Annotated in this window: 27 protein-coding genes; 6 read left to right on the forward strand and 21 right to left on the reverse strand. The window is 55.1% G+C overall.

Annotation, left to right across the window (positions count from 1 at the left end; genetic code table 11):
- Window positions 1-28: 28 nt before the first annotated feature.
- The 3 genes from M8006_RS11630 to M8006_RS11640 are packed head-to-tail and all read right to left on the reverse strand — an operon-like array spanning window position 29 to window position 1,988.
- Complete coding sequence (locus M8006_RS11630) at window positions 29-859, reverse strand: FUSC family protein (RefSeq protein ID WP_250082356.1); 831 nt, start codon at window positions 857-859, stop codon at window positions 29-31.
- A gap of 3 nt (window positions 860-862) precedes the next feature.
- Window positions 863-1,735: an efflux RND transporter periplasmic adaptor subunit gene (locus tag M8006_RS11635; RefSeq protein WP_250082358.1), complete on the reverse strand. Its 873-nt coding sequence runs from the start codon at window positions 1,733-1,735 to the stop codon at window positions 863-865.
- Between the two features lie 34 nt (window positions 1,736-1,769).
- Complete coding sequence (locus M8006_RS11640) at window positions 1,770-1,988, reverse strand: DUF1656 domain-containing protein (protein WP_250082360.1); 219 nt, start codon at window positions 1,986-1,988, stop codon at window positions 1,770-1,772.
- Between the two features lie 482 nt (window positions 1,989-2,470).
- Between M8006_RS11640 and M8006_RS11645 the strand changes: the two genes are divergently transcribed.
- From M8006_RS11645 to M8006_RS11665, 5 genes are all read left to right on the forward strand, one after another.
- Entirely contained in the window at window positions 2,471-4,813 is a 2,343-nt protein-coding gene (locus tag M8006_RS11645) for a TonB-dependent receptor (RefSeq protein WP_250082361.1), read from the forward strand.
- Window positions 4,814-4,839: 26 nt separating this feature from the next.
- The gene (locus M8006_RS11650; RefSeq protein WP_250082363.1) at window positions 4,840-5,520 is read left to right on the forward strand and encodes a Fe2+-dependent dioxygenase; all 681 of its coding nucleotides are present in this window, start codon (window positions 4,840-4,842) and stop codon (window positions 5,518-5,520) included.
- A 319-nt stretch (window positions 5,521-5,839) separates the two neighbouring features.
- Entirely contained in the window at window positions 5,840-6,208 is a 369-nt protein-coding gene (locus tag M8006_RS11655) for a hypothetical protein (RefSeq protein ID WP_250082365.1), read from the forward strand.
- 122 nt (window positions 6,209-6,330) lie between these two features.
- Window positions 6,331-7,797, forward strand: a complete 1,467-nt coding sequence (locus M8006_RS11660; RefSeq protein ID WP_250082367.1) for a dihydrolipoyl dehydrogenase — start codon at window positions 6,331-6,333, stop codon at window positions 7,795-7,797.
- A 147-nt stretch (window positions 7,798-7,944) separates the two neighbouring features.
- Entirely contained in the window at window positions 7,945-8,319 is a 375-nt protein-coding gene (locus tag M8006_RS11665) for a DUF6746 family protein (protein WP_250082370.1), read from the forward strand.
- Between the two features lie 130 nt (window positions 8,320-8,449).
- Here M8006_RS11665 and M8006_RS11670 read toward each other — a convergent pair whose 3' ends face one another.
- The 7 genes from M8006_RS11670 to M8006_RS11700 all read right to left on the reverse strand — a co-directional run bounded on the left by M8006_RS11670 (window position 8,450) and on the right by M8006_RS11700 (window position 12,046).
- Window positions 8,450-9,106: a DUF3047 domain-containing protein gene (locus M8006_RS11670; RefSeq protein WP_250082371.1), complete on the reverse strand. Its 657-nt coding sequence runs from the start codon at window positions 9,104-9,106 to the stop codon at window positions 8,450-8,452.
- A gap of 10 nt (window positions 9,107-9,116) precedes the next feature.
- Window positions 9,117-9,317 carry a zf-HC2 domain-containing protein gene (locus M8006_RS11675; RefSeq protein WP_250082373.1) on the reverse strand — a complete coding sequence of 67 codons (201 nt, stop codon included), beginning with the start codon at window positions 9,315-9,317 and terminating at the stop codon, window positions 9,117-9,119.
- A 64-nt stretch (window positions 9,318-9,381) separates the two neighbouring features.
- Window positions 9,382-9,600: a hypothetical protein gene (locus M8006_RS11680; RefSeq protein WP_250082376.1), complete on the reverse strand. Its 219-nt coding sequence runs from the start codon at window positions 9,598-9,600 to the stop codon at window positions 9,382-9,384.
- 42 nt (window positions 9,601-9,642) lie between these two features.
- Window positions 9,643-10,074 (reverse strand): DoxX family protein, encoded by a 432-nt coding sequence (locus M8006_RS11685; RefSeq protein ID WP_250082378.1) that lies wholly within the window; start codon window positions 10,072-10,074, stop codon window positions 9,643-9,645.
- 421 nt (window positions 10,075-10,495) lie between these two features.
- A complete protein-coding gene (locus tag M8006_RS11690; RefSeq protein WP_250082380.1) occupies window positions 10,496-11,065 on the reverse strand; it encodes a sigma-70 family RNA polymerase sigma factor in 570 nt (189 codons plus the stop codon).
- Window positions 11,066-11,122: 57 nt separating this feature from the next.
- Entirely contained in the window at window positions 11,123-11,431 is a 309-nt protein-coding gene (locus M8006_RS11695) for an EthD family reductase (RefSeq protein ID WP_250082381.1), read from the reverse strand.
- Between the two features lie 57 nt (window positions 11,432-11,488).
- Window positions 11,489-12,046 carry a carboxymuconolactone decarboxylase family protein gene (locus M8006_RS11700; protein WP_250082383.1) on the reverse strand — a complete coding sequence of 186 codons (558 nt, stop codon included), beginning with the start codon at window positions 12,044-12,046 and terminating at the stop codon, window positions 11,489-11,491.
- A gap of 365 nt (window positions 12,047-12,411) precedes the next feature.
- On the opposite strand from M8006_RS11700, the gene M8006_RS11705 reads away from it, so the two are divergent.
- Window positions 12,412-13,392 (forward strand): L,D-transpeptidase family protein, encoded by a 981-nt coding sequence (locus tag M8006_RS11705; RefSeq protein WP_347709762.1) that lies wholly within the window; start codon window positions 12,412-12,414, stop codon window positions 13,390-13,392.
- A 228-nt stretch (window positions 13,393-13,620) separates the two neighbouring features.
- On the opposite strand, the gene M8006_RS11710 is transcribed toward M8006_RS11705, so the two are convergent.
- The 11 genes from M8006_RS11710 to M8006_RS11755 form a co-directional block, all read right to left on the reverse strand.
- Window positions 13,621-13,827 carry a hypothetical protein gene (locus M8006_RS11710; RefSeq protein WP_250082386.1) on the reverse strand — a complete coding sequence of 69 codons (207 nt, stop codon included), beginning with the start codon at window positions 13,825-13,827 and terminating at the stop codon, window positions 13,621-13,623.
- A 164-nt stretch (window positions 13,828-13,991) separates the two neighbouring features.
- Window positions 13,992-15,395, reverse strand: coding sequence for a mercury(II) reductase (gene merA / locus M8006_RS11715; RefSeq protein ID WP_250082387.1), 1,404 nt, complete (start codon window positions 15,393-15,395; stop codon window positions 13,992-13,994).
- 5 nt (window positions 15,396-15,400) lie between these two features.
- Entirely contained in the window at window positions 15,401-15,640 is a 240-nt protein-coding gene (gene merF, locus M8006_RS11720; protein ID WP_250082389.1) for a mercury resistance system transport protein MerF, read from the reverse strand.
- Window positions 15,641-15,839: 199 nt separating this feature from the next.
- A complete protein-coding gene (locus M8006_RS11725) occupies window positions 15,840-16,598 on the reverse strand; it encodes an alpha/beta hydrolase family protein (protein ID WP_250082391.1) in 759 nt (252 codons plus the stop codon).
- A gap of 87 nt (window positions 16,599-16,685) precedes the next feature.
- Window positions 16,686-17,357 (reverse strand): TVP38/TMEM64 family protein, encoded by a 672-nt coding sequence (locus M8006_RS11730; RefSeq protein ID WP_250082393.1) that lies wholly within the window; start codon window positions 17,355-17,357, stop codon window positions 16,686-16,688.
- A 195-nt stretch (window positions 17,358-17,552) separates the two neighbouring features.
- Window positions 17,553-17,741, reverse strand: a complete 189-nt coding sequence (locus M8006_RS18395) for a rhodanese-like domain-containing protein (RefSeq protein ID WP_430886823.1) — start codon at window positions 17,739-17,741, stop codon at window positions 17,553-17,555.
- Entirely contained in the window at window positions 17,710-17,871 is a 162-nt protein-coding gene (locus tag M8006_RS11735; protein ID WP_250082396.1) for a rhodanese-like domain-containing protein, read from the reverse strand. Before M8006_RS11735 ends, M8006_RS18395 begins: the two co-directional genes overlap by 32 nt.
- Before the next feature lie 14 nt (window positions 17,872-17,885).
- Window positions 17,886-18,335 (reverse strand): hypothetical protein, encoded by a 450-nt coding sequence (locus M8006_RS11740; RefSeq protein WP_250082397.1) that lies wholly within the window; start codon window positions 18,333-18,335, stop codon window positions 17,886-17,888.
- Window positions 18,336-18,411: 76 nt separating this feature from the next.
- Complete coding sequence (locus M8006_RS11745) at window positions 18,412-18,663, reverse strand: hypothetical protein (protein ID WP_284047030.1); 252 nt, start codon at window positions 18,661-18,663, stop codon at window positions 18,412-18,414.
- A gap of 85 nt (window positions 18,664-18,748) precedes the next feature.
- On the reverse strand, window positions 18,749-20,461 hold the full coding sequence (locus M8006_RS11750) for an acetolactate synthase large subunit (protein ID WP_250082400.1): 1,713 nt from the start codon (window positions 20,459-20,461) through the stop codon (window positions 18,749-18,751).
- Window positions 20,458-22,131 carry an FMN-binding glutamate synthase family protein gene (locus M8006_RS11755; RefSeq protein ID WP_250082402.1) on the reverse strand — a complete coding sequence of 558 codons (1,674 nt, stop codon included), beginning with the start codon at window positions 22,129-22,131 and terminating at the stop codon, window positions 20,458-20,460. Before M8006_RS11755 ends, M8006_RS11750 begins: the two co-directional genes overlap by 4 nt.
- Window positions 22,132-22,408: the final 277 nt, after the last annotated feature.

A 22,408-nucleotide genomic window follows, 5' to 3' on the forward strand; every position in this document is an offset into this window, starting at 1 on the left:
CGCTATGTGATGATTGATAGGCATCCACCTAGTAATGCCAAATCCATCGCGAAAACGGAAACTTAAGTACGTCATAAACGGTGCCAAATACGGCACAAGGAAGTGCCAAATCCATCGCGCGTTTACACGTGCGGCGGGTTAGTACGTGGGCTGCCCGTACTCGGCCGGGGCCAACCGGGCCTTCAAAGCGAGCCGCCTGGCTGTCGGTTTCCAGCAGGGTTAACGGCCCGAGACTACTGCGCAGGGCTTTTTGCATGGCTGGAATATCGTCGCTGGCTTCTAAGCGCAGGGCGGCATGCTCGAAGGCTTCGTTGATGACACTGTCGGCCTGAGTGGCAAGGTGGGCGCCTACATGGGATGGCCAGAGCAGCGAACTGACCAGCATGGCACAGACGGCGCCCAGCCCCAGTTCAGTAAGGCGTGCCACGGCGATATCAAAGATCCCGGCGGGCGCGCTGCCGCTGGAAATGACCACAATCAGCATAGCGGTGACGGATGCCATCAGGCAGCCGTAGGTATAGTTGTTACGCCACAGCGACCCCACGTAAGTGCATAGCATAATCCAGGCGGTCAGTATGCTAAGCGCGGGTACGCGGGCTTGTGCGAACAGCACCATAATGGCAATACCCGCCACGGCACCCATTAAGGTGCCGACAAGCTGGCAGATACCTTTCTCGACCACCATGCCGCTCATCGGGCGGATCTGCAGAAATGCCGCCGAGATCAGCGCCCAATAGGGGCGCTCCAAGTCGAACAAAAGCGCGATATAGAGGGCAAGCATCATCGCGAGGGTGGTCTTGATCGCAAACTTGACCGCCGTGGTATTGGGCGTCAGGTAGGTGCTAACAAACGGCGACATGGGTTACTCGGACTGTTCGGCAGGTTGGATGCGCACCGTTGCTGTCATACCGACGCTCAACAGGGTGTCATCAGGAACGTTTTCTAGTGCAATGCGTACGGGAATACGTTGCGCCAGGCGCACCCAGCTAAAGGTGGGTTTCACTTGAGGTAGTAACTGCTGGTTAAGGGTGGTGTTGCTATCGGCAATGCCTCGACCAATACCCGCCACCCGGCCCTCCAGGTGGGTGTCGCCGCTCATCAGAATCACATCCACCGGATCGCCCACGTTGATGGAGGTCATTTTGGTCTCTTCGAAGTAGCCCACCACGTAGAAGGAGTTGTCAGCGATCAGCGCCATCACCGGCGTACCGCGATTAGCGTAAGTGCCAGCGGTGAGATGTACGTTGAGGATATGCCCGCTGACCGGTGCGGTTATTTGGGTGCGCGCTAAATCAAGCTGGGCGCTGGCCAGCTCCGCCTGGGCCTGCTGTAAATCGGCTTCGGCAATGCGCGAGTTAATCTGGGCGATTTGCTGGTTTTCTGCGCTGATAGCATGGTTGTTGCTCAATTGATTTCGTCGGCCCTCTTCTGCACGGTTCAGCTCCAGGGTAGCTCTGCGGTGCTCGACCGTAGCCTTGGCGCTTTCGACCACAGCTTGGTAACGCGTGTCGTCGATTTCAAATAGCGTATCGCCTTGGGCAACATCGTCGGTGTCCGCCACTTCAAGCGTGCGCACCCAGCCAGAGACATCTGGGGCAACGGTGACGACTTCGGCATGGATGCGGGCGTCGCGCGTCCAGGGAGTATAAAGGTAGTACCGCCATAGCCATGCACCGGCGGCAATGGCAATCGCGACAATAACGAGGGTGAGTAAAATACGAAGCGAAGGGCGCATCAATGACTCTCTTAGAGGGTTCTCAAGGGCTTTCTCAAGGGCTTTCAAGTAAGACGGTAAAGATAAAGGTGGTGGCAGCCGTGAGGATCACAAACAGGGAGATGTCGAACCAGGCCTCGTACCAGAGGGCGTACTCGCCTACCACCCAGTGCAGCAGCGAGCGAAAGGCGAGTGTAGCAACAAAGCCCATTAGCGCGTAGATCAGTAAAGGGCTTAAATAGATGCCACCAACGGCGATTTCTTGAAGACCCATAACATCCTCAAATGACCTGGAAGTAACGAAAAGGGGAAGGTGGGGCGGAATATCTAACGACGAGTCAGATATTGAATTGCCACCTGCTAATAAGCTAACCACCAGTATAGAGAGAAAGTACTTCTTGTCCCATATCGCCAAGCGGCGTACATGGCCCACTCTTGCATGTCGGCACTACCCAGAAAAAGTGCAGTAGTACCAAGCCCAATAAGCGGGCTTAGAGAGTGGCATGGCAACCTGTACATGCGGCGTCCCGATGTTTTAAACGAGCTTGGTTAGGCAATTCTGCCGACATTTTAGTTAGCGTGTAAACAGTATGATTTTTATGCGAATGTTAATTCTTATGATTTACATCAATTGACTATCTATATAGAATCGCAAACAAAAGAACACCTCATTCGCATTTGTGAAACGCTAAGAGGTGCATTTGTTTTCGGGCGGCTCATAACGCTTTGATAAACCTTCCTCAAGGGAAAAACACAATGGCACTCTCCAAGAAAAAAGCGTTGGCAACCGCGCTTGAACCCCACGCCCCGACAACTAATACGCCATCGCTGGGTCGCACCGTCATGGCGGCGAGCGCCTGTATGCTAGCGGCTGCTAGCTTTAATGCCCAGGCGCAGTCTAACGATGCCCCCGCTGCAGAGTTAGATACCGTTACGGTAACGGGCTATCGCGGTACCTTTATGAATAGCGTGAAGTATCAGCGCAGCGTGCAAGAGACGCCGCGTATCGTGACGGTGTTAACCAATGATTTGTTGGAAGATCAGAACGTCACCGAGCTACGCGATGCGTTGCGTAACGTGTCAGGTATCAGCCTGCAAGCAGGTGAAGGTAATCCGCCCGGCGGCGATCAGCTGAAAATCCGTGGCTTTAACGCCCGTGATGACATCAACGTCAACGGCTCGCGTGATCTGGGTAACTACTTCCGTGATCCCTTCTATGTTGATCAAATCGAAGTGATTAAAGGTCCAAACTCGGCCTTCTCAGGGCGTGGCTCTGCCGGTGGTACGATTAACTTCGTGACCAAAAAACCGCTGTTGGAAGACCGCAATCGCGTTGAAACCTCAGTCGGTACGGATGCACTGTTCCGTGTTACCGGCGACTTCAATCGCCGTATTGATGACAACAGTGCGCTACGTCTCAATGTGATGAATCATACGCAAGACGTTCCTGGCCGTGATGAGACCAACCAGGAACGCCATGGTTTTTATGCGGCCTATGTATGGGGCCTGGAAAGCGACACTCAAGTAGAAGTCGACTTCCTGCACACGCGCCAGAATAACCTGGAAGATAAAGGCCTGCCGTTTGACCGGGCAGGTTTCAGTGGCGATACCGCTGAGCTGACCGAGAAAGGAGGAGAGCGGACGCCGGGTGGTCAGCGCGCGCCTGATGGCTATTACACCGGCAAGCTGCCGCCAGGGATCGACTTCAGCAACTTCTACGGCCATAAAGACGACTATCAGGACATCGACGTTGACCAGCTGGGCGTGGCGGTCGAGCACCGCTTTAGCGATCAGGTCGCGGTGCGCAACCAGTTCCGCGCTAGCCGGGTACACAACGATTCGATCACCTCATCGCCGCGGTTGATCATTCCAGAAGCGGCATGGGGCAGCGGTGATTTTTCTCAGGCGCAGGTACGTGGTGACTTGAAACCCCGTGACCAGGAAGACCTTTCGTTCTTCAACCAAACGGACGTGATTACGTCGTTTGAAACCGGCGGGCTGTCGCACGATCTGGTTGTGGGCGCTGAGCTTGGCTATGTGGATATCGAAAACGAGCGTCGTCCGGATGTAAAAGGCCCGGCGACGGACCTCTATAACCCGGCATCGCGGACGCGGCCCAGCGCGCCTTATGACGGCTCGCGCCACCGCTTGGAGTCCGAACAAGTCGGCTTGTATGCGTTGGATACCATCGCGCTGAATCCGAAGTGGGATCTGCACAGCGGGGTACGCTGGGATCACGTTAAATCGACGGCAACCGACTCTGGCTATGACGACCCCATCGGGGCAACATCGCGTACCGACAGCGAGTGGAGCGGTAACCTGGGGCTGGTCTTCAAGCCAACGCAAAATGGTTCTATTTACGCGTCAGTCGGCACCGCGTTTGACGTTACCGGCACCTTTGATCGTGGCTTAGTGCAGTTGGCCGGGGGCGGCAGTGCTGAGGGAGGCGGACGCGAAGACATTATCGATGAAGCCGCTTTCGATACCGACCCTGAAAAGACAATCGCCTACGAAGTGGGTACAAAATGGAACCTGGCCGATAATCTGCTTGTCAGTGCTGCGTTGTTCCGTACCGACAAAACCAACGCACGTACACCGGCTCAAGGCGGTGGCGATATGCTCGACGTGCTGGATGGCGAGCAGCGCGTGGAAGGCTTCGAGGTTGGGGCAATGGGTAGCTTGACGCCCGCTTGGAACCTTTATACCAGTTATACCTTTATGGACTCTGAAGTGCGCAGTTCCAACAACTCATGGGAAGAAGGCTCGCGTTTAGGCGGCACGCCAGAGCATACCTTTAACCTTTGGACCACCTACGATGTGCTGCCCGAGTGGACCGTTGGTGGTGGGATGGAATATGTCGATGACCAGGTCAATAATGTGGCTTCAAAGCCAGGTGGACGCCGTCGCCAGGTTGAGATTGATAGCTATACGGTCTTCCATGCGTCTACCACGTATCGCTTCACGCAAGATCTGCAGCTGCGCGTTAATGCCTTCAATCTGGCCGATGAAGAGTACATTTCACAAGTGGCCGAAGGCGGTGCTCAGGGCATTCCCGGTCCAGGGCGTCATGTGATTGCCAGCTTGCGCTACGACTTTTAAGCCTTAGCTTTGAAGCGAGTTACATTATGATTGTTAGTTTCGATAACGTTCTGACACCTGAAGAACTGGCGGCCATGCGCCGCCAGCTTCATGGCGCTGAGTGGGCCCGCGGCATTAGCGCTGGCCCTCAGGCCAAACAGGTGAAAAAGAACTTACAAATTCCCGAAAGCTCAGATGTGCTGCGTGATTTACGCATGCAGGTGATGCGCGCGCTAAATCGTACCCCCGAGATCATGAGTGCGGTAATGCCGTTTAAAATCATTCCGCCGAACTTCAACCGTTACACTATCGAAGATAGCCATTACGGTAAGCACATTGATAGCACCTTGCGCGCGCTGCCGGACGGTAGCTACCTGCGCACGGATGTGTCAGCGACGCTGTTTTTATCTGACCCCGAAGAGTACGAAGGCGGCGAACTGAAAATCATCGATACGTTTGGTGAGCAATCGGTAAAACTGTCCGCCGGTAGCTTGGTCGCGTATCCATCAGGGTCGCTGCATGAAGTGACGCCAGTGACGAAAGGTGAGCGGTTGGGCTGCTATATGTTCATGCAAAGTCTGATTCGCGACACAGAAAAGCGCCGCCTGCTTTATGAAATGGATAATTCGTTACGTCGTCTGAGGGCGGAGCAAGGCGAGGCGCATGAGGAATTGGTCGCTTTAACAGGCACCTACAATAACTTGGTGCGAATGTGGTCTGAGTGTTGATAGGTAAGAGTGTTGATAGATTGAGTTGATAGATTGAGTCGACTAGCTCGCTGCAAGGTCGTTTTCTGCCGGTGCCGATGTGCACCGGCCTTTTTGTGAGTAGGTGTCGGGTTTAGGTTTGCTGGGATAGTGGTCGAGCTGAACGAATCCTACGAGGCCCAGTTCGAACGTTGCTGGTTTAGCTTTCTGATGAGGGGCTCCGCGAAGGAGTAACAGTATAGGAGGTTGGATCTGTTTTTATTGCGCCTGTTGATTTATGGCGTCGGTAGAGGTAACTTAAATATGTGAATGAGAATCAGTTTTATCTATAGGTGAACCCATGACCGCTGAACAGCGACAACTGCGTCAAACGCTTATTTTTCTGCGTACCTCGTTTGAAGCCGTGCAGCACTCTATTGCCGGCCGCCTTGATGACCCACTGCCGTGTTGGCTCGATGCGAGCCTGCTTGCCATGTTGAGCCGCGAACTCAAACGCTGTTACCAAGAAGCCGCATTGGTAAACCCGCCTGTTGCCAAGCAAGTGCTCAGTGCTTCCCACCACAGTGATTTGCTACTTAAACAGTGCCCCGGCGTGCTAAGTAGTGCTGTGTGCCACCGCCAACTCGGGGCAGTATTGCTGCCGCTAGATGCGGCGATTTCTCTTCTTACCTACCCAGAAAAACGCCGCTGGCCGTGGCAAAGGCGCTGATCTAGCCGTGTGTAGGCGTTGGTTTCACGCGTGCATCACGCGGCATTTTGTCTATCTTGATGGAAGGTGATGCATCGATATGCCATCGTGAGATATCGATATTACTATCAAGGAGACACATCATGCAGCAGCGTCATACCGATGTCGCCGTGATTGGCGCTGGCAGCGCGGGGCTTAGCGCTTGGCACGCGGCAAAAAAACACACTGATGACGTGGTCTTGGTCGAAGCTGGCGAGTACGGCACTACCTGCGCACGCGTCGGGTGTATGCCCTCGAAGTTACTGATTGCCGCCGCAGAGGCCGCGCAGCGTGCGCGGAGCGCCAACACCTTCGGAGTGAATGTCAGCGGTATTGAGGTGGATGGAAAAGCGGTAATGGCGCGGGTTAAAGGCGAGCGTGACCGCTTTGTGGGTAACGTGCTCAAATCCATGAAGCGCATTCCTGAATCTCATCGTATTCGCGGGCATGCGCGTTTTATCCAGCCGCATACGTTGCAAATTGACGACCATACCCAGCTCACCGCCAACGCGATTATCATCGCCACCGGATCACGCCCGATTTGGCCAGGGATGCTTGAGCCCGCTGGCGATCGTTTGATTGTTAATGATGACGTGTTCGAGTGGGACACGCTGCCTGAGTCGATGGCAGTATTCGGTCCTGGCGCGATCGGCCTGGAGCTAGGTCAAGCACTTAGCCGACTGGGCGTGCGTACCCGCATGTTCGGTGTGGGCGGCGCGATTGGTCCACTGCAATCGGAAAAGGTGCGTCAAACGGCTGACGAGGTGTTCAGCCGGGAGTTCTACCTTGATGCTGACGCTGAGGTAAAGCACATTGAGCGCCAAGACGACGGCGTAGCGATTACCTTTATCGAGCGGGATAGTGGTCGCGAGCTGACCGAAACCTTTGATTACCTACTCGCCGCCACCGGGCGCCGCCCCAATATCGATAAGCTCGATATTGAAAACGCCGAGCTTGCCCTGAACGAGCGCGGCGTGCCCAATTTCAACCGTTTTACCCTTCAGTGCGCGAATGCCGACGACAGCGACAGCCATATTTTTATCACCGGTGATGCGAATCAGGCGGTACCGTTTTTGCATGAGGCGATTACCGAGGGGCAGATTGCCGCGCGCAACGCCGCTAATCTCGAGAACGTACAAATCGGACGGCGCCATGTGCCGCTATCGGTGGTGTTTACCGAACCGCAAATAGCCACAGTAGGGAATAGCCGACCGGCATTAGAAGCGCGTTACGGCGGCTGCGACTGCATCGCGGAGGGCGGCGCTTCGTTTGATGATCAAGGGCGTGCCACTGTGATGGGTGAAAACCACGGGTATATGGCACTTTTTTCTGAGCACGGCAGCGGGCAGTTTTTGGGCGCGGAGCTTTTAGGGCCGCAAGTCGAGCACATGGCACATTTATTGGCCTGGGCGTTGGAGCAGAAACTCACCGTCAGTGAAATGCTGACGATGCCGTTTTATCATCCTGTGTTGGAAGAGGGATTACGTACCGGGTTGCGTGACCTGAATGCTAACTTGAAACAAGGCCTTGTGATTACCGAACGCTGTATGGAGTGTGGGCCAGGGGATTAACGCGGGAATGATATAAGTCAGGTTTTGATACGGTTGCAAAAAATAATACTTCTTATTATGCTTTTAGGGTGATAGGTTTGAATAAGAATCGTTAGCAGTAAGTGCGGTTTATCGTCCAAATCTTCAACCATCAGCAAGGAGTCATTTATGAAACGTATTGCCCTGGTAATGTTAGCCGGTCTTTTAGGCAGCGGTATGGCCGTGGCGGATCAGCACGAGCGCGCTGACCACTTTGAAGGTAAAGAAGCTAAAACGCTGGAAGAAGCGGTGACGAATTTCTCTGAAGGTAATGCGCGTCTTGCCGAGCTGATTTCAGCTGATTCGATTTCCAATGAGCAAATGGGCGAAATTCACATGGTCACTTACACCATTGAGAATGCGCTGCAAAAAATTGACGCGGAAGTCGAAGCGATGGCGGTCTCGCTGGAGGAAGTTCACTTAGGATCTGAAACGCTGGATCAAGAGCGCGTTGCCACTAACGGCGCGGACTTCCTGGAGGCTGCGCAGACACTGGTTGAATAACTCACTCGTTATTTCTTGCAACTCAAGCGGCCCGGTCATTTGATCGGGCCGCTTGGGTTGGAGCAGCGATTGGGTTGGTGCCGCGTTAGCGTCACGCTGCAATTTTGTCGTCAACGTCAGTATTGAACGCCTAGGGACAGGCAGGGGGCTTTTCGCTTGCCGAAAAACCTAGCTGGCTGAACCAGGCCGTGGCATTATTGCCTGAGTTGTCGCCGTCGCTCATCAAGGCAACGCCGTCGATGGTCGTGACCGATTCATCAAACAAGGTGGTAAAATCGGCGCGGACATCGCGCACTTCGGCGACCCATTCGCCCACGCTGGATGAGCCTCCTTGCAGTGCCATCAATTCGGCGCGGTCGGTAAACGCGTTGGTCCAGGTGTTACCAGCGTCTTGCGTCGACGACCAGACATAGTTGACGGATTGTACTTGCCAGGGCAGCAGCCCCGTTTTGCGTGCCACATAGACACGAGCAGGGTAATCGTCGCCTGCCTTGGTGGTTTCGTCGAGTCCTGGATAAGTAGCATTAACCTGCCAGCACCAGTGCAAGTAGGGTGTTTCATCGAGATTGATTTCGCGTTCCAGGTAGCGTGCCGACGCCTGGCCTCGCGACTGGGCCTGGAGTACGTTGGCGCCGTCTTTTGCGACAATCTCGTAGTGGGTCTCACCGTCAAAACTGCGAGTTGGCCAAGTCATGATCTGGTTGGGGGTCAGCAAGATATCTGCCATTGCCGCGCTGCTTATCACCAGCGAACCGACGATAACCGCAACGCCTTGCAGTGGGCGCATAGCGTTTCTCCTAGTCATCGGATGTCGATGGCGTCTTTAATGCGGCAGGGTGGTGTTCACCAATAGCGTGGAGCAGATCAAACTGACGTGCGCAGGCACGGCAGGCTCCACACATGGAAAGGTGAAAACGTAGCGCTGTTCTTTCCCGGAAGGTAAGCGCTCTGTCTTGGTTGAGTGACATCAAGCGCGTGGCTTCGCGGCACATCAGCATAGGGAACTCCTCAGCTAGCAAAGCTAGTATGATATAAATGCGCAGGTTAAGGTGAGTTTGCCATCTATGAAGCGGCTTCAGCTTCAGCTTCGGCTTCTCCTTCGCCCTCGGCTTCTCCTTCGCCCTCGGCTTCAGCCATCATGTAATAGCCTGTTTCAGTGGTGACGTCAGAGTAGATGGCATGCAGTGCTGAACCACCGGCGACCAGGGCTATAACGGGGACGGCATAGGCGACCCCTTTAGTTAGGCTATCCAGTAATGTTTTTCGTTTGTCGTCTGACATAAAGCCTCCTACACAAAGGTATCGGTTTATTAAGTTAAGTGGTTAAGCTTTATTGCCTTTGGCTAGCAAATAGATTGCCATCATCGCCAGCATCATCTGGAACATCATGCCGCCCATAGGGTGTGACGCGGTGGACATAAAGTGCCACTGCCCCCAGTGCACCATGAAAATAGCACCAAGCAATATAGGAACCATGCCAAGAGCCCCCAGGCGAGTAATGGCATCGCCAAAACGACTGGCCATCAGCCCACCAAGAATGATGAGCAAACCGGTGCCAATCTCGCCCAAGGCGACAAGAGCACCAAGAGCGACGGGTAAATTCATCATGGCAGAAAACTCGGCGACACCTGAGCCCATGAATTTGTCGATTCCCATGTAAATAAAGACACTGGCAAGGCCCAGCCGCAATAACCAATGGGCATGACGTTCTACAGGAAACGCATTGGCAGGCGGTGTAGTCGTGTCGTTTTGCATAAGGGTGTCTCCCTGGATGAATGTTCTATTGGGTTTAGCAGTCGCTTAAAAGATACCTTTATTGATCTCAGTTATGCGCTGGCCAATCGCTATTCTTATAGGGTTCGTGGTCGTAACACGAAAAACTTTACAGTTGAATTTGGATTTATAAGGGAGGAATGCAGTCTCTCTGAGGATTACCGCTCTTGTATGCGTCAAACATTTGGTGGGTAGGTTTCTAGGTGATTAGCTTGGGTAACAAACAGCAATATCGTCACGTGGCCAACGGTGTGCTGAGCGGCAAAGTCGGCGCCTTCACAGTTATCGGGACGACCAGAAATGCCGGCGCAATAAGCGTATTTTGACGAGTTGTATTAGCGTTTTAGCAGGGTAGAGCAGCGGATTGTTGTTCCGTGCAGGTGTTTTGCTGCTATTTTTCACATTACATTAACCAACCTTTTTCAACACAGTCGCGTAACTTTAACCGCGCGCGGTGAAGGATGACCCAACAGTTGGTCTCTGTTATGTCCAGCGTCTGGCATATTTCCTGTGTTGAAAGCTCCATGAATTCACGCATCGTGAAGATGCGGGCCGTGTTTTCCGGTAATGCGATGAGGCAGGCATCCAGCACTTTCCAAAATGCAGCGTTTTCGAGCACCTGATCGGGGTCTCCCCAGGGCTTTGGTCGATTCGCCGCCTGCCAGCGTCCGTTGTCTTGAAATAAGCTTTCTAGCGAGTCTTCGTCGCTCTGGTCATCACTTTGCCATGCGACATAGCGACGTTGCTGGCGGAATCTTTCCAGAAGCTTATTTTTTAATATGCCAAATACCCACGTTTCAAAGGCGGAACGTCCGGCAAAGGAGTCGTGTTTTTCCAACGCGGTAACCAGCGTGTCCTGAACGGTATCTTCGGCAGCCGTGTTATCCCGCAGCTGTAGGCGGGCGAAAGCGATAAGCTTTGGTCGCAGCAACGCAATATGTTCATCGGAAGAGCGCGTGGTGGTGGTGGTCACGATAGTCCTCAATAGCAACGTCTGATGATAAGGAGCGGCTTATATTTACATTGTAGACTAGGCTGGCGTATCAACGACTTCGTTTACCTGCAAAACAGGGTCTACGTTGGTGAAGTTGGCGATATCGGCAAGTAACTGATCGCCCACTTCAGCAAAGGCAGACTCAAAGCGCTGTGCAGATTCAAATCCCAAGTGAGCCACAAGGTGATAGGGTGCCTGAGGGTCTATGCGACGGTGTACTCGAAGATAACGCAGCCCGTGTTCGCCAAGTAGCGAATTCACTAGCGGCGAGTGTTTTTCAATGTAATACGCATCATCAAAAGAGAGTGTGTCGGTATTCGGGTAAGCAACCATAACGTCGATCATATATGTCTCCAGGTAAAATGAAAAGTGGCCGCTTGAGCGGCCACATGTGCAAAAGGATTATGACGCCGGGGCTTCCCAAGCGAGCGGCTTCAGTTCTTCGTTAAGTGGTGTACCAGCAACGTGGTTGGTGTAGTTGGAAAGTGTTTTAAGAGCGCAGGCAATGACTAGCTCAAGTACCTGCTGTTGCGTGAAGCCTGCTTCAAGGAAGGCATCCAGCTCGGTTTGCTCAGCCCAGCCGCGCTGTTCGTTCAAGTGGCGAGCAAAACGCGTGACGGCCGCTAGTTTGGCATCGTTAGGCGTCTTGCGATCACGCAGGTCCTTAACGGTCTCGTCGTCGGCACCGGCTTGTTTAATGCCGCCGGTATGCGCTGCCACGCAAAAGGCGCAGTGATTGTCGGCACTAATCGCAAGCAAGGCAGCTTGTTGCTCTACGGGGCTCAGGCTGGTTTTGGCATAAATGCCATCCAGTGTCATGTAGGCTTCTAGCAGGGTGGGTGCTTCCGCCATTTTGGCAAAAATATTAGGCAGAAAGCCCATCTTCTTTTCAGCAGCCTGAAGGTTCGCTTGTGCAGCTTCCGGTGCGCTTTCAGCGGTGTGTAGCGGAAAATCAGCCATTTTAACCTCTTTCTTATTTAGAAAAGTAAAATGCAATAATTTGCACTGTAGCTCCATGATTATGGAATAAACGGTTCAGAAATGACAACAGTGAAAAACAAAAATCCTGCTGTTAACCGGGGTGCTATGCGTTCAAGAATTTGTCGGTGAAATAAACTGTAAAGATTTTGGCTGAATAACCACTAACGTACAGCGGCACACATGACCAATTAGCGGGACGTTGCGCGATTGATTGCACGTGATGCCCCAAGGTTACCTCCATCTAGAAATGACGAGTGAAGAAGCCCATGAGTCGAGATCTAATGTCAGTAGATCGTCAACATGCTCGCAAGCGAACGTATGCCGCGTTGATGATGGGGGCGTTGATGCTTCCCGGAATGGCAAGTGCACAGCCGGACCCAAAGGCGAACGGTTATTATGCATTGCCAGTGCAGGGCGATTTTGTCGGCCAAGACTACGACGTCATCGCCAATAAAGACGATACGCTGCTTGATATTGCCCGAGTACATAATGTTGGTTATGAAGAGATTCAGGCAGCCAATCCTGATGTTAGCCTTTGGGTGCCTGGTGAAGGAACGTCAGTCACGATTCCACGACGCCATATCTTGCCGGATGTCGAGCGCAAGGGGATTGTGATTAACATCGCCGAGTTGAGGCTCTATTATTATCCAGAGGCGGAAGAAGGGCAGCCGCCGCAAGTTGCGACCTACCCCATCGGCATTGGGCGTGAGGGGTACGATACGCCGCTGGGCATTACCCGAACTACCATGCGCCTTGAGCAACCGGCCTGGTATCCGCCCAGTTCCATGCGCAAGGAGGCAGCTGAACGAGGCGATCCACCGCCCGAGGTGGTTCCGCCTGGCCCTGATAACCCGCTGGGCGAATATGCCATTTTACTTGATATACCTGGCTACCTGATTCACGGCACAAACCAGCCTGACGGTATCGGTATGCGGGCCAGCCGTGGCTGTATACGCATGTATCCTGAGGATATTGAATCCGTCTTTGATGAAGTGCCCACCAATACGCAAGTCAATATCATTGATCACCCTATCAAAGTGGGGGAAGACGAACAGGGAAACACCTACCTTCAGGTATTCAAGAGTGTTGAGGGTGTTGAGTCGGGCATTGAGCAGTTGGAAGATATGTTGATAACCAAAGGGGTCATCGAAGAGGAGGGATCAGACATTCTGGACAGGGTGCGGCTGCTGCAGCTTCTTGCCGAACCTGACGACCAGATAACCTCTTTATCGTTATTCTATCAAGATGCGGTAGAGGAGCCTGATGAAACAGAAGCCATGACGGTTTATAGCATGTTGGATGAACCGTTATCTGAAAGTTGCTAGGCGGGTTCTAGCGTCGGGATTTGATCGTCCCATTGAGTAAAGACTCAATGGGACGTAATTCAGCAGGCGAATTACGTAACTTGTCGGTTGCATTGTTGGCAATTCGAGCGAATACGCTGTCCAATTCATTTACCGGTCGCGTTAATTCCTTATCGAAATATAAAGAGCCTCTGCGAAGGCGCAGAGGCTCGAAATATCACATCATTGAGCTAGATGGTATTAGATGTTCTATTCGTCGAGTATCATCTGGATCATCTCCTCAAGCTCTTCAACTTTTTCTTCGAGGGCTTTAGTTTTACCTTCTTCTTCAGCAGTCTGGACGTAGTTTTCGTTAATCTCGGCCATATGCTCTTCAATGACCGCAGAGTCCATGGCCAAGGCAGAGCCAGCCATAAGGGTTGCAAATAGTCCAGTGGTGATTGCTTTCATATTCATGGTTAAACCTCGTTGTATCTGACAGTGGGATTGTAGGTATAACACAAGATTGCTTGCTGTCCAATCTTAGTTATATGTGGTGGGTGACGCAAGAAACTTACAAATATTGTTTAATATTCAAGCAGTGACTGTGTGCCCACAGATTAGGGCACAGAGAAACTTTTTTACGCCGCACAGCAGGATAACTGCTTCACATCCTTGAGGAAGGTCTGGGCACAGAGCTTGAGGCCTTCCACCATGGTCAGATAGGGAAACAGCTCGTTACCCACTTCCTGCACGGTCATCCTGGCCCTGATCGCCATCACGGCGGTCTGGATCAGTTCACCCGCCTCGGCCGTCACCGCCTGCACGCCCAGTAACCGACCCGAATCGCGGTCGGCCACCATCTTGATAAAGCCATGGGTGTCGAAGTTGACTAGCGCCCGGGGTACGTTCTCCAGGTCGAGGACGCGGGTATCAATGCTGAGGCCTTGCTTGAGCGCCTCGGCTTCGGTCAGGCCCACGGTTGCGACCTGGGGATTGGTAAACATCACGCCCGGCATGGCGCTGAGGTCCAAAGTGGCTTCGCCGCCGGTCATGTTGATGGCGGCCCGACTGCCGCCTGCAGCGGCGACATACACAAACTTTGGCTGATCGGTACAGTCGCCGGCGGCGTAGATGCCCGGCACTGTCGTTTGCAGGTGTTTATCCACCAGAACCGCGCCCCGGGCGGTTTCGACGCCGATGTCATTAAGATTCAGCGCCTCGGTGTTGGGCGTGCGCCCGGTGGCTACCAATAGCTGGTCGGCCCGCAGGGTTCCGGTATTGGTCTCCAGCACGAATTCATTATCGGTGTAGTCTACCCGGCTCGCCTGGGTCTGATTGAGCACCTCGATGCCTTCGCGGCGAAACGCGGCTTCCACCGCCTCGCCAATCGCCGGATCTTCGCTCGATAGCAGTTGGCTGCGGGCCAGCACCGTGACCTGGCTGCCCAGCCGGGCAAAGCCCTGGGCCAGCTCCAATGCCACAAATCCGGCCCCGATCACCAGCATCCGTTCAGGCAGGGTCTCCAGTGTCAGCGCGCTGGTAGAGGTCAGATAAGGGGTATCCGCCAGCCCTGGTATGGGCGGCTGCGCCGGGCGGGCGCCGGTGCCGATAAAGGCGCGATTGAAGTGAATCGTCTGCTCACCGCCTTCCGTCAGGGTGACCGTCAGGTGCTGGGCATCGGCAAACCTGGCCTCCCCCTGCAGGAGAGTGACGTTTGGATGATCGCGCAGAATTCCCTCGTACTTGGCATCCCGCAGCTCGTCGACACGGGCCTGTTGTTGCCGAAGCAGCGCCGCCCGATCCACCTCGGGCGCCTGGGCGCTCAGGCCGTCATCGAAGGGGCTCTCCTTGCGCAGATGGGCAATGTGCGCGGCGCGAATAAGTATCTTCGAGGGCACACAGCCGATATTTACACAGGTGCCACCGATGGTGCTGCGCTCGATCAGGGTGATTCGGGCACCGCGCTCCGCGGTTTTCAGGGCGGCGGCCATGGCCGCGCCCCCGCTGCCAATCACTGCAATGTGCCGGTTGTCGTCACTCATAAACGTTACTCCTTGGTCGATGGGCTAGCGCAGCAGGCGTCGTGTTTCTTCTTGCGCCAGACGGCATAGCAGGTCAGGACGATGAAGAAGGCCAGAGCAGGCAGCAGCACATAATCCAGGTAGCTGGTCAGCGCTGCCAAGCCTACTGCTGCAAGCAAAACCACTAATATCGGTGTAAAGCAGCAAAGCGCGACTAGCATGGTGCCGATCATGCTCACCCGCAGGAGGGTTTTGGGATTTTTCATATTCACTCCGTGTCAGTGTTCGGGTACATAGGTTAACCTTTCTTCCGTACCTGACTACGGAGTCCACGGCAATGGCCACAGCAACCATGTCCACAACAACCATGACCACCTGCACCCTCGCTACAGGGTAAATCTGCCATCGTGGACAAGAACGCGGCGATATGACCGGGAAACAACAACCCTCGGCAACTCAACCAACTCACAAATAGCGGCTCGACCAGGCCGCCAGCATTTCTGCCACATAGTCAGCATCTATTGCCTTGGAAAGCAGATGGTCGGCGCTATCCAGCGAGATAAAACTTTTCGGGTGTCTAGCGGCCTGGAAGATGGTGGCCGCTTCATTTATATCCACGATCTGATCCACCGGGGAATGGAAAATAACCAGTGCCTTGCCCAGATTGCCGATATGATCCGGAGTATTCCACTGCTCCAAATCCGCCAGCATCTGCTGCTTGACCTGGAAATTCCGCCCGGCAAGGGTTACCTCGGCCTCGCCCGCCTCCTGGATCTCGCTGGCCTTGTCATCAAACAGGTGCCGCACGTGATGGGCAGTAGCTGGTGCGCTGATGGTAGCCACCGCCTCAACCGATGCCATGCGATGGGCCACGGCCAGCACGGCGGCCCCACCAAGACTGTGACCGATCAGGATACGGGGTGCCTGGTAATGCTCCGAAAGAAATTCACCGGCGGCAACAAGATCGTCCAGGTTGGACGAAAAACTGGTATTGGCGAAGTCCCCGTCGCTGTTACCCAGCCCGGTAAAATCGAAACGCAGTACGCCAATGCCGTGTTTGGCGAGGGCCCGCGCGATTCGGGACGCGGCGGCAATGTCCTTGCCGCAGGTGAAGCAATGGGCGAACAGGGCCATGGCCCTGGGCTTGCCCTGTTCGGGAAGCTCCAGCAACCCGGCCAGGTTCTGCCCCTGTGCATTCGGGAACTCTACTTTGGATCGTATCATGGCATTTTCCTTTATATATTTTCAGAGCGGGGGCTACCAAGGCACGATGCCCGCTTTTTCGGGACGCCGGATGTAAAATCTTTGTTGTTATTGGTGAAGGTGCAGCCAGCGAGCCAGCCTCGATTGCGGGTGACGCTTTACCGACCAGGGCAACCACACCATGACTGCCAGGATAGCCAGCCCCGCGACGACTGCCAGCACCGGGTTCAGTGTGAAGGTGTTTCCCAGCCCCGCAAACACGACGGTCATGGGCAGCATGCCGATGAATGTGGCAAGGGCAAAGCGCCAGGCGTGGATTGCGGTGACGCCGGCGGCATAACTGATCAGGGCGAAGGAGAAAACCGGTATCAGCCTGGTCAGCAGTATCATTACCGTCAAAAACCGTTGGGAGCCATCCCTCGCCAGCAAAGAGTTGTCCGGGAAACGTTTGCAGGCCATCTCGCGCCCGAGGCACCGGGCAATCCAGAATGCCGCCATGGCGCCGATCAGTGCGCCGATGGCTGCCACCGCCGTACCTCCAATAACGCCAAAGGCCAGACCTGCCGTTGCGCTTATGGGTAGCGTGGGAATTGGGCCCACCACGACAGCGATCACCATCAGCAACATCAGTAGTAGTGGCCCGGTAGCACCCTGGCTGGACAGCCACGCGGATAGCGCCTGCGGCGACAGGTTCCCCGGCATTCCCAGCGTCTGCAATAGCCACCAGGCGCCTGCCAGGGCGATGGTCACTACCAGCAAGATGGTGATTTTCAGTGCCATTCAACCTCTCTTTTGCCGCCGGAAACAATGAGCAATCGCAACGGTGTGGGCTGTGATTTTTGCCGACAACCGGGTCGAGAAGTGGGAGATTGATCCGGCTTGATAACACTGATGGCCAGGCCTGTCAGGGTGTCGGTCAGATAGATCGAGGATTGCTGGCGTTCTATCCAGTCGCGCACGGGTCGCGTCGCCTTCTCAGTGTTCCAGAGACAAACCTTCGGTCTGCCACGCCCTTTTCCCGCCGCTATAATGGTAGACCTCGGTATAGCCGAGACTGGCCAGGCGTTCGGCGGCTCGGCCTGCGCGTTTGCAGTGCTCGCTGGCGCAATACACGACGAGAATCGCCTGCTTGTCAGGTAGCCGGCGCTTCGTCAAGTATGTCATCAGAGACGATGTTGATGGCACCCGGCAAGCGCCCCCTGGCGAAGGTATCGGTCGACAGAGTATCCACCAGGGTAAAATCCTGGCCACGGGTCTGCCAGTCGCGGAGAGTCGTGGTATCAAACGTTGGCATCGTAAACTCCAGTTTTAGGTGTGGGAAGGCTTGGCGAAGGAACGGTCAAATCCCCACAGCAGCAGGCCGAATAGCAGGTGCGGCACCGCGGACGCCACGATTAACTTGGGACCGATTGCCAGACCGGCGAATCCCCAGCCCACCACGGGGAAGAACACTGCCAGGATCACCGCCCAAAGCGCGGCAGCCAGGGCCAACGCGGTCAGCAGGGTCTTGCGCGGGAAATAGTGCACAAATACCACCGACCAGAAGGTTGTGTAGGCTGTATGGAAAAGTAGGCCGACCGGCATCGGCAGGGTCCGCCCCAACAGGGTCTCGGCGAAGGCCAGAGACGGTGGTTTTGGGAAAGGCGATACGCCGGTTTTTGTCAAAACCACCATGACAATGGCGGTGAGCACCGACACGGCGATGCCGATGCCAATGGCTTTTAGCCAGGAAGATTTACTATGGGCTGTCTGATTCATATCGAGCTCTTTTTTACAAGGTTTATGAGTGAATGTCTTATGAGCGAATGTCGCCGAATGGGCAACGATTTACCGGTCAATAAACGTGGATGGCCAAGCTCCACTCAGGTCTTGGCAATTTTTCAATCTGCATATCGGCAATGGTGTATGGCATGCCGTCAGTCCGGAATGTGGTGTGTTGATTGATTATCACTGCCGAGGCATCAATTCCTACCAGCGAATCCTTGAGCGGCTTGCCGCCCTCAAGAGCAGTCTGTGAAGCCAGTTGCTTGCGTCGATCCGACATCAATTCGATCAGCTTTTCCAGAATTGCCACACGCTGGTGCAATGGCAGCTAGGCAGATTTGTCGCGATAGACTGCTTGCAGAGTGTGCTCAATGACATCGTCATCGGCGAGCTTACTTCAAGCTTATTCATGTGCCTGTTTCCTTCTTTTTTGAGTCAACCATGGCTCGACTCTGTGCTTTAATATCTTGGTGCAGAATTTGCTCGTTCTCGCTGTAATCCACCGGGACATCGATAAGGTGGACACCCGGCTCGGCCAGGCAATGTTGCAGTATCCGTTCAAAGTCGTCCGCGCTCTCGGGCCGATGCCCCTGGGCGCCGTAACTTCCGGCGTAGCGCACAAAATCCGGGTTGCCAAAATCCAGGCCAAAATCCTCAAAACCGAGATTACTCTGTTTCCACTTGATCATGCCGTAGCCGTTATCGCGCAGTACCAGCACCGTCAGATCCAGCTTCAGGCGCACGGCGGTCTCCAGCTCCTGGGAGTTCATCATAAAGCCGCCATCGCCACAGACCGCCACCACGTTGCGCTCCGGGCAGACCATTTTGGCCGCCATGGCCGAGGGCAGTCCCGCGCCCATGCTGGCCAGAGCATTGTCGAGCAGCACCGTATTGGGTTGATACGCCCGGTAGTTGCGGGCAAACCAGATCTTGTAGACGCCGTTATCCAGCGCCACGATGCCGTCGTCGGGCATAAGCTGGCGCAGGCTGTGCACCAGGCGTTGGGGGTAGATGGGGAAGCGGTCATCTTCCGCGCCTGCCAGCAGTTGTTGATCCAATCGGTCCTTGACCTGCATAAACCAGCTGAAATCCCAGTGCGGCTGGGGTTCAAGCCTTTGGGTCAGGCGCTCAACGCTGTTGGCGATATCGCCGATGACACCCTGCTGGGGGTAGTAGACCGCATCCACCGCCGCGGTCACGTAATTAACATGAATCACTTGGGCGTCACGGGCTTGGGCCACGGCTTCCAGGGGGCCTTCCTCCGGGGCCTCATTGCCCATGATGAACGGCGGTTTTTCCACCACGTCATGCCCGACATTGATAATCAGATCGGCCGCCTCTATGGCCCGGTGCAAAAAATCGTCGCTCGACAGCGCGGCGGTACCCAGAAACAGAGGGTGGCGCTCGTCCACCACGCCCTTGCCCATCTGGGTACTGAAAAAAGGCATGCCGGTTTTTTTCACCAGTTGCTCCAGCGCGATGCAGCTGTGATGGCGGTTGGCCCCGGCCCCCAACAATAACAACGGGCGGCGCGCCGACTGGATCATCGCCAGAGCCCGGTCGATGGCGTGCTCCGTGGCCTGGGGAATATCAAAGTCGCTTTTTCTGATCACCTGGGCGTCGGTGTCCTCCCGCGCTGTGTCTTCCGGCAGTTCCAGGTGAGTGGCACCGGGGCGCTCCAGTTGGGCACGCCGGAAAGCTTCGCGTACCCGCGCCGGAATGTTGTGGGCACTGGAAATCTGCCGGGTGTATTTGGTGAGAGGGGTCATCATATCCACCACGTCGATAATCTGAAACTCACCTTGCTTGTTCGTCTTAATGGGTTTTTGCCCGGTAATCATCAGCATGGGCATGGCGCCCAACTGGGCGTAGGCGGCCGCCGTCACCAGGTTGGTGGCGCCTGGTCCCAGGGTGGCCAGGCAGACGCCGACCCGGCCGGTGAGGCGACCGTAGGTGGCGGCCATAAAGCCGGCGCCCTGCTCGTGACGGGTTAGTATCAACCGAATGGAGGAGCCCCTGAGGGCGTTTAAAAAATCCAGGTTCTCCTCGCCCGGCACGCCAAAAATATACGCCACCCCTTCGCTCTCCAGTGCTTGGACGAATAGCTCGGACGCCTTCATGACGTGTGTGCTCCCATGGATTGGTCTTCGGTTTTGAGGTCTGCAGAGTGCGACTCACTGCTTTCGACCTGAGTAACCTCTTGGTTGGGTTGAAAAGAGTCAGGGCTGGCCTCCTCCAGATAAGCGCGGTAGCGCTCGGGCGCCTGCTCCGGGCTCAGCAGCGAGCTGGCTGGCACATAGGGAAATATCTGGTCGTAACGACGTATCTCAAATTGACTCACGCGGCGGTGCAGGTGCGTGCGGTTGAGCAGACGTGTGTGCTTGAGCCCGGTTGAACCCAGCAGGTCGGCCGTGGCCGTTAGGGTTTTTTCGTGAAACTGAGCCACTCTGGCGGCTTTGTCAGTGACCACCAGCCCTTTGTAGAGCTTGGGGTTCTGGGTGGCCACGCCGGTGGGGCAGTGGTCGCTGTGGCAGGTCAGCGACTGCACGCAGCCCAGGGCCAACATCATGCCGCGAGCGCTGTTGCACAGATCGGCACCCAACGCCAGGTGCTTGAGCAGGTGAAACCCGGTAAAAATCTTGCCCGAGGCGATCAACTTGACGTTCTCGCGCAGGCCAAAGCCGATCAGGCAGTTCTCCACAAATGCCAAGGCTTCGCGCAGGGGCATGCCCACTGAGTTGGTGTACTCAAGCGGTGCTGCACCGGTGCCGCCCTCGCCGCCGTCCACGGTAATGAAATCCGGCGTTATGCCAGTGGCCACCATGGCTTTACAGATGGCGATAAATTCGCTTTCGCGCCCCAGCGCCAGCTTGAAACCGATGGGCTTGCCGCCCGAGAGTTCGCGCAACTGAGCAACAAACTCCACGAGCCCCCGGGGGCTGTTGAAGGCCCGGTGGGTGGGGGGCGAGTCCACTTGTATGCCGACGGGCACTTCGCGGATGCGGGCAATTTCCTCGGTGTTCTTGTGCGCGGGTAGGATACCGCCGTGGCCAGGTTTTGCGCCCTGGGACAATTTGATCTCGATCATTTTGACGGTATCGAGCTGGGCCTTTTCCTTGAACTTGTCTGCATCGAAGTTGCCCTCGCGGGTCCGACAGCCAAAGTAGCCGGTGCCGATCTGCCAGACCAGGTCGCCACCTTCATCCAGGTGATGTGAGCTGATGCCGCCTTCACCGGTGTTGTGGTAAAAGTGGCCTATTTTGGCGCCCCGGTTAAGCGCAAGTATGGCGTTGCGGCTCAAAGCGCCAAAGCTCATGGCGGAGATATTCAGGATGCTCGCACTGTAGGGCTTACGGCAGTCGGGCCCGCCGATGGTCACGCGCAGCTCGTCCACTTGCTCACCCGTCAGTGCTGAGAGCGAATGGCCGATCCACTCGTAGCCGGAACGGTTAACGTCTACCCGGGTGCCATAGGGAACGGCATCGGATGCGCCTTTGGCCCGTTGATAAACCACCGTGCGAAACATGCGGTTGATGGGCGTACCGTCGGTGTCCGACTCGGCAAAGTACTGGCGAAAGAAGGGCCTGAGGGCCTCCATGACCCAGCGACCTCGCCCAATCAGAGGGAAATTGCGCCAAAGACTGTGTCGCTTTTGCATGGCATCGTAAAGCCCCACCCCAAACAGCGGCAGGGCCACAATCATCACCCAGAGGGCCGGTGGCCAGAAGTAGCACAGCAGGAAAAAAGCGGCGAAAAAAAGTGCGGATAAGGCGAGATAGGTCTTGAGCATGCTGGCCTCTTTTGCAGTGGGGCGGAAGCTTTTGTGCCAGGGGGGATCGTTTTTTTATTTCGATCATTATCCATGCACAGCATGGCAGCTATTTGACGTTCTTGTTGTAGGGCGCTTATCGGCTCTTCGTCACATCATCTCAATGACTCAGGAAGAGAAAGCAATAAATGTATGTAGTGTTTAAAAACCAACACTATGGCGGCGTTTGCCTGTCGTGTTAGTTTCTTATCGAAGTATAACGAGCCCCGGCGAAGGCGCAGAGGCTCGATGTATCACA

Source organism: Halomonas llamarensis (assembly GCF_023555005.1).
GTDB lineage: Bacteria > Pseudomonadota > Gammaproteobacteria > Pseudomonadales > Halomonadaceae > Vreelandella > Vreelandella llamarensis.